We start from the raw sequence: 5,953 nt of genomic DNA, 5'->3' as shown, positions 1-5,953 counted from the left end.
AGCGCGCTTCCCTGACACGGAAGAGGTCACTGGTTCGATCCCAGTATCGCGCACGAAGTTCTGTACTTTGTGCACAAACTTAGTGTGGAACATTCATTTGCGGACGTAGCTCAGCTGGCTAGAGCACCACCTTGCCAAGGTGGATGTCGCGGGTTCGAATCCCGTCGTCCGCTCTCCTGTGTTGAATGTCCGGAATTCGTTCCGGCTGATCAGCATCAGGCGCGATTGGCGCAGCGGTAGCGCGCTTCCCTGACACGGAAGAGGTCACTGGTTCGATCCCAGTATCGCGCACGGAAGTCCGGCACAGTGTGCCGGCCTTTTGTCTGCGGACGTAGCTCAGCTGGCTAGAGCACCACCTTGCCAAGGTGGATGTCGCGGGTTCGAATCCCGTCGTCCGCTCGAAATAACACAAATGGAGCAGGCCTAATGGTCTGCTCCATTTGTTTTTAACTGCCAAAGCCGGAATACCGCACTTCTTGGCCTGCTTACTCAGGGGGCTTACCATTGACCTTGAACGGGAAGCGCTTGGCTTCCCCAGCGAAAGGAGGTGGTCCGTGTCTGTATTTGACGGGCTCAAGGGCAAGGCCGGAGAGCTGAAGGACAAGGCGACCGATCTTGTGGGCCAGAACGCCGACAAGATCAAGGGCGGCATCGACCAGGCCGGCAACTTCGTCGACCAGAAGACCGGCGGCAAGTACGCCGACAAGGTCGATGGATTCCAGCGCAAGGCCTCCGAAGCGGTAGATAAAGCAGACCGCGAACGGGGACCGGGCGAACCGCCCGCAGCCGGCCCGACACCTCCGGCCAGCTAACCCAGAGCACGGCAAAAAGCCCCGGTCCCGCGAATCAGCGGTGCCGGGGCTTTTTCCTGCCTGGAGTTTTCCTGCCGGCAAGATGTTTCCTGCGTAGGGCTAGGAAGCTTCGCCTGTCTGGCCTTCGCGGGCCAGCGCGGTGAGCCGGGATACGGCGCGGAAGTACTTCTTCATGTACCCGCCGGCCATCATTTCCTTGGTGAACAGCTGATCGAACGGAACGCCGCTGGCAAGGATCGGCACATCCTTGTCATAGAGCCGGTCGGCCAGGACCACAAAGCGCAGGGCCACGGACTGTTCGGAGATGGTGTGCACATTGTGCCAGGCGACGGCGTCAATGCCGTCGATGAGCTGGCGGTAGCGGCTGGGGTGCACGTCGGCCAGGTGGTTCACCAGATCGGCGAACTCATCTTCGGCGACCGTCTTGCCGTCGAATCCAGCCGCGATCCCTGCGGCTATTCCGGCGTCGTCCAGCGGAGGCGGGGACTCGGGCAGGCCGCGGTGGCGGTAATCTTCGCCGTCGATCCGCACTACGTCGAACTGGTCAGCGAGGACCTGGATCTCCCGCTGGAAGTCGACAGCAGCGAAGCGGCCCTCCCCCAGTGAACCCGGCAGGGTGTTGGACGTGGCAGCAAGCTTGACGCCGGCGTCGGACAGTTCCCGCATCAGGCGGGACATCAGGACCGTGTCTCCCGGGTCGTCCAGTTCGAACTCATCGATGCAGACAAGTTTGTAAGCGGAGAGGGCGTCCACCGTCTTGCGGAAGGAAAGGGCTCCCACCAGGTTGGTGTACTCAACGAAGGTACCGAAGGCCTTGGGACCTTCCACTGCATGCCAGAGCGATGCAAGGAGGTGTGTCTTGCCGACGCCGAAGCCCCCGTCGAGGTAGAAGCCGGCCTTGGTTTCGGGCTTCTTCGCGCCGAACAGTTTGCGGAATCCGCTCGGAGCGGGGGTGTTCACGCTCTCAGCGAAGGCACGCATCGCGGTAACGGCCTGGGCCTGGGAGGGCTGCGACGGATCCGGAATATAGCTGTCAAAGGAGACGCTGCCGAAGCGCGGTGAGGGGAAGAAACCCTGCAGGAGTTCGTCCGTGGAAACCTGGGGAGTCCGCTTCGAGAGCTGCTCCACTTGTCCTGCTGCGCCCAATCCATCCATCCGATTCTGCTAGGGGTACGGCATTTACCGCCGTAGCAACGATACGCCACTGCAGCCAGTGCCCCGACTTCGAAGGAAGCTTTGGCACGCCCTCATCGTTAGGGTAGTTAGTAAACCGGCCGTAAAACGTTAAGGACCAAATATGCCGCTGCCCGCAGATCCGAATCCGAAGTTCTCCGACTATGCCAATCCGGAGCGCCTGGTCTCCACCGATTGGCTGGCCGGGCACCTCGGTTCCCCGGACTTGGTTGTCCTCGAATCCAACGAGGACATCCTGCTCTACGACACCGGCCACATCCCCGGCGCCCGGAAGATCGACTGGCACACGGACCTGAACGACGCCGACACTCGTGATTTTGTGGACGGAGCCGCCTTCGCGAAGCTCATGGCAGCGAAGGGCATCAGCCGGGATTCGACCGTGGTGCTCTATGGGGACAAGAGCAACTGGTGGGCGGCGTACGCTCTGTGGGTCTTTACCCTCTTTGGCCATGAAGATGTCCGCCTGCTGGACGGCGGCCGGGACAAGTGGATTGCCGAAGGGCGGGAGACCACCACCGATAAGCCGGACGTGACAGCAGCGGATTATCCCGTCGTCGAGCGTAATGATGCACCCATCCGCGCCTATCTGCCGGACGTCTTGGCGCACCTGGGCACCGGACCGCTGATCGATGTCCGTTCCCCCGCCGAATACACCGGCGAGCGGACGCACATGCCCGATTACATGGATGAAGGTGCCATGAAGGGCGGCCACATCCCGACTGCGGTGTCCGTTCCATGGGCCAAGGCTGCGGCCGAGGACGGCACCTTCCGCACCCGCAGCGAGCTCGACGCACTCTATGGCGGGGAGGCAGGGTTGAAGGCGGGCGACGACGTCGTTGCCTACTGTCGGATTGGCGAACGTTCCAGCCATACTTGGTTTGTACTCAAGCACCTGCTTGGCTTCGAAACGGTGCGGAATTATGACGGATCCTGGACCGAGTGGGGCAACGCCGTGCGCGTGCCCATCGTTCGGGGTACGGAACCCGGACAGGCCCCGGCTGCCCAGCGCTGATCTTCCCCTTCCGGCCAACGTCCGGCCACCTGCCGGCCACCTGCCGGCCAAAACTGAAAGTGCATTTTCATGAGCACCACCTCATCCACCCCGTCCACCATTCCTGTACAGCTGCAGGAAATTGTCGAAGACTTCCAGGCGCTCAGCGAGCCCGAGCGGCTGGAACTGCTGCTCGAGTTCTCCCGTTCGCTGCCGGCCCTTCCGGAGCATCTTGCGGACCGGCCGGAGCTGCTTGAGCAGGTTGTCGAATGCCAGACACCGCTGTTCCTGACCGTTGAGGTCGGGGACGCCCCGGGCCAGCCGGTGGAACTGTTCTTCTCCGCGCCGCCTGAGGCTCCGACCACCCGTGGTTTTGCGGGTGTGCTGCATGAAGGACTGAACGGTCTGCCGGCCGCGGAGATCCTGGCCGTGCCCGCTGACGTTCCCGACCGACTGGGCCTAACCCGGGCCATCACCCCACTGCGGATGCGCGGGATGTCAGCCATGCTCGGGCGGATCAAACGGAAGGTCGCCGAGCAGGCCGGCGCGGAAGCGCAGGGATAACCATGGCCGGCGGCGGAAAGCACGGCGGACGCAGCGCCACGCCGGCGACGCGGGTTCTGGATGCGGCCGGTGTCCCCTACCGGACCATGAGCTACGAGCACGATGCTTCCACGCCGTCCTACGGGCTGGAAGCTGCGGAGAAGCTCGGCGTTCCGGCTGAGGCCGTTTTCAAGACGCTGATGGTTTCCGTGGACGGCCGGCTGGCGGTCGCCATGGTTCCAGTGGCCGGCACCTTGGACCTGAAGAAGGTCGCTTCATTGCTCGGAACGAGGAAAGCATTTATCGCCGACCGTGCAGAGGCGGAGAAACGGACCGGCTACGTGGTGGGAGGCATCTCACCGCTGGGGCAGCGGCTTCCGTCGCCGGCCGTGATCGACTCCAGCGCTGAGCTGCTGGAGTCGATCTACGTTTCCGGCGGGCGGCGGGGGTTCGAGATAGTCCTCTCCCCGTTCGATCTGATCCGGCTGACCGAAGCGAAGACAGGTCCGATAGCCGTCTACAAGGCGTAGGCCGGGCAGTTTAGAAAACCCCTAGCTGCGCACTTTCTGCACGAACTGCAGGGTCCGTTCCTGCAGGCCACGGATGCGTTCAGCCTTGACCAGCTCCGGATCGGGATGGATCACTGTCGGTTTCACCTCGGCACGAACGTTGTCTGAGCAGGAGAACGTGCTGTGGATCAGGGTGCCGACTGAGTTGCCGTTCTTCCCGGACGCCCCAGCTTTGGGGGCGACGAACATATACACGTCGTCCTCGCTGACCAGGTCTTCGCAGAGAGCACAGAGGGCCCGTTTGCTCGCGGCAACCAGTTCCGGGGCGCGGAGCAGGATGGTGATGATCTTGTTCTCGACCGGGAGCACGAGGTAGGAACGCTGCGGCATCTTGTGGTCTTGCCAGCCGAACTGGTCAAGGTTCTCCCAGTCGATTTCGTCGAAGTCCGCGGGGAAATTGACTGCTGCGGTCTGGGAGCGGCTGGCATTGATGAAGGATTTACGGATGGCAGCTTGAGTAATGGGTTGCATGATGAAGGCTTTCGTTTCGATTTCGTTGCCCGGGCAGCGGATCCCGCAAAAGGGTTCCCTGACATAGGGCGCTGGCGGAGGTATCCTGCGTGGCCGGCCGTGGCACCACGATCTGGTGGGACACGGGCAGGCGGTATCAATCGCTAGGACAGGGGCGCACTGCAGGGCGTGCAGCCCACCAGCCCTTCCGCTGCGCGGCGGCAACTGGGTGTGGAAACCGAAACAATCACGCCGGTTATGGTATCAGCAAGGTGGTACTGGGTCTGCGGGGGTGTCTGGAACTGCGGAGGGTTAGCGAGAGGCAGCCGTGGCGGCTCAGCCTATCGGCAGTCTTGTGCCAGGCCAGCCGGGCAACGGTGGCGTCCGTCAGGAGACCTCCCCGCTTTGGATCCAGGCGACAGGTGCAGGCCGGTGGGCGGGGTTTCCTGAACGGGCGCCCCGGGTCATGAAACAGGCGCCCGAGCCGCGAAACCGGCGCCCTTGGCTATGGAACCGGTGGGGCTTCGTGGAGCCGGCAGCCCTGGTCGTAGAGTCGGCGACCCTCTTCGCGAAGCCGGTGCAGCTGGTTGCCGGGCGGTGCCTCCTGGCTATGGAAGGCGCGAGCCGGGCAGCGGCGGGGCGGTTGAGTTGTAGGTGTGGCCTGTCGGTGTGACAGTTCGGACGGTATGGCGTTTACCCAGGGCCGGGCTGGCATCGGCTCTCCAGCCGGGTGCTTCCTTGGCATGGTTGCAGGCTTCGCAGAGTCCTTGCCCGTTCGTGTAACTGGTGGGTCCGCCGGCGGCGTGTGGCTGGATGTGGTCGATGTGCCGGATCGGTGCGTCGCACCAAGGGGTCCGGCAGGTCTGGTCACGGGCGCGGATGAGCCGGGCAAGTCCCGGCGGGAAGTGCCGGGCTTTGGAATCCATGGCCACCAGCTCACCGGTAGTGGGTTCAAGGTAGAGCCGGCGCAAGGTCACGAGAGGCAGATCAAGCATAGGAACCCCTACCTTGTTGGAGGCCCGTTCAGAGGCCGGAGTCGGGGCCCTGTTGGGGACCTCCTCCGGGCTAGCAGCATCGCGCGCCCCGGGTTGCTGCGGTCCGGACTGTTGGCCATCGTTGAGATCTTGCCTGAAGCCACTGGAGGTACTGGAATTGCTGGAGCCGCTGGAGGCCCTGGAGCCGCTGGAACTTTTGGAGGCGCTGGAGCCGCTGGAGGCACTGGAGGCACTGGAATTGCTGGAGCCGCTGGTGGCTCGGGGCCCGGGGGCCCCCGGTTCTGGTCCATTGGCAGGGAAGCGTCCGTCGCCGCGTGTGCCAGGCGGTGTTGTGCACGGTTCCAGTCCTTGAAGCGCGGCTGCGATGAGGTCTCTGGCCCATTGCCCGGGGACGATGCC

Annotated in this window: 6 protein-coding genes, 3 tRNA genes and 1 pseudogene; 7 read left to right on the top strand and 3 right to left on the bottom strand. The window is 63.5% G+C overall.

What is annotated here, in order from left to right:
• Positions 1 to 99: 99 nt before the first annotated feature.
• The 4 genes from RTN46_RS16170 (at position 100) to RTN46_RS16155 (ending at position 812) form a co-directional block, all read left to right on the top strand.
• A tRNA-Gly gene (locus RTN46_RS16170) sits at positions 100 to 173 on the top strand.
• A 46-nt stretch (positions 174 to 219) separates the two neighbouring features.
• A tRNA-Val gene (locus RTN46_RS16165) sits at positions 220 to 291 on the top strand.
• 34 nt (positions 292 to 325) lie between these two features.
• Positions 326 to 399: transfer RNA gene (locus RTN46_RS16160), tRNA-Gly, on the top strand.
• A gap of 155 nt (positions 400 to 554) precedes the next feature.
• Positions 555 to 812, top strand: coding sequence for an antitoxin (locus RTN46_RS16155; RefSeq protein WP_312182915.1), 258 nt, complete (start codon positions 555 to 557; stop codon positions 810 to 812).
• A 99-nt stretch (positions 813 to 911) separates the two neighbouring features.
• Here the strand turns inward: RTN46_RS16155 and zapE are convergent, their stop codons facing one another.
• On the bottom strand, positions 912 to 1,967 hold the full coding sequence (gene zapE, locus RTN46_RS16150; RefSeq protein WP_312182914.1) for a cell division protein ZapE: 1,056 nt from the start codon (positions 1,965 to 1,967) through the stop codon (positions 912 to 914).
• 142 nt (positions 1,968 to 2,109) lie between these two features.
• Here zapE and RTN46_RS16145 point away from each other — a divergent pair, with 142 nt between their 5' ends.
• The 3 genes from RTN46_RS16145 (at position 2,110) to ybaK (ending at position 4,070) form a co-directional block, all read left to right on the top strand.
• The gene (locus RTN46_RS16145) at positions 2,110 to 3,018 is read left to right on the top strand and encodes a sulfurtransferase (RefSeq protein WP_312182912.1); all 909 of its coding nucleotides are present in this window, start codon (positions 2,110 to 2,112) and stop codon (positions 3,016 to 3,018) included.
• Positions 3,019 to 3,087: 69 nt separating this feature from the next.
• A complete protein-coding gene (locus tag RTN46_RS16140; protein WP_312182911.1) occupies positions 3,088 to 3,561 on the top strand; it encodes a SufE family protein in 474 nt (157 codons plus the stop codon).
• A 2-nt stretch (positions 3,562 to 3,563) separates the two neighbouring features.
• The gene (gene ybaK / locus RTN46_RS16135; RefSeq protein WP_312182909.1) at positions 3,564 to 4,070 is read left to right on the top strand and encodes a Cys-tRNA(Pro) deacylase; all 507 of its coding nucleotides are present in this window, start codon (positions 3,564 to 3,566) and stop codon (positions 4,068 to 4,070) included.
• Between the two features lie 21 nt (positions 4,071 to 4,091).
• On the opposite strand, the gene RTN46_RS16130 is transcribed toward ybaK, so the two are convergent.
• On the bottom strand, positions 4,092 to 4,580 hold the full coding sequence (locus tag RTN46_RS16130) for an FBP domain-containing protein (protein WP_312182908.1): 489 nt from the start codon (positions 4,578 to 4,580) through the stop codon (positions 4,092 to 4,094).
• Between the two features lie 587 nt (positions 4,581 to 5,167).
• Positions 5,168 to 5,536, bottom strand: a pseudogene (locus RTN46_RS16125) (HNH endonuclease); the annotation flags it as partial.
• Between the last annotated feature and the right edge of the window lie 417 nt (positions 5,537 to 5,953).

It is taken from the genome of Arthrobacter sp. (genome assembly GCF_031988865.1).
In the GTDB taxonomy this organism is placed as follows: domain Bacteria; phylum Actinomycetota; class Actinomycetes; order Actinomycetales; family Micrococcaceae; genus Arthrobacter_B.
This window is presented reverse-complemented; position numbering and strand designations above follow the sequence as displayed.

Excerpts from the sequence above, each read along its gene's own strand:
- zapE (WP_312182914.1), bottom strand. The coding sequence starts at position 1,967 with ATGGATGGATTGGGCGCAGCAGGACAAGTGGAGCAGCTCTCGAAGCGG.
- RTN46_RS16145 (WP_312182912.1), top strand. The coding sequence starts at position 2,110 with ATGCCGCTGCCCGCAGATCCGAATCCGAAGTTCTCCGACTATGCCAAT.
- RTN46_RS16140 (WP_312182911.1), top strand. The coding sequence starts at position 3,088 with ATGAGCACCACCTCATCCACCCCGTCCACCATTCCTGTACAGCTGCAG.
- ybaK (WP_312182909.1), top strand. The coding sequence starts at position 3,564 with ATGGCCGGCGGCGGAAAGCACGGCGGACGCAGCGCCACGCCGGCGACG.
- RTN46_RS16130 (WP_312182908.1), bottom strand. The coding sequence starts at position 4,580 with ATGCAACCCATTACTCAAGCTGCCATCCGTAAATCCTTCATCAATGCC.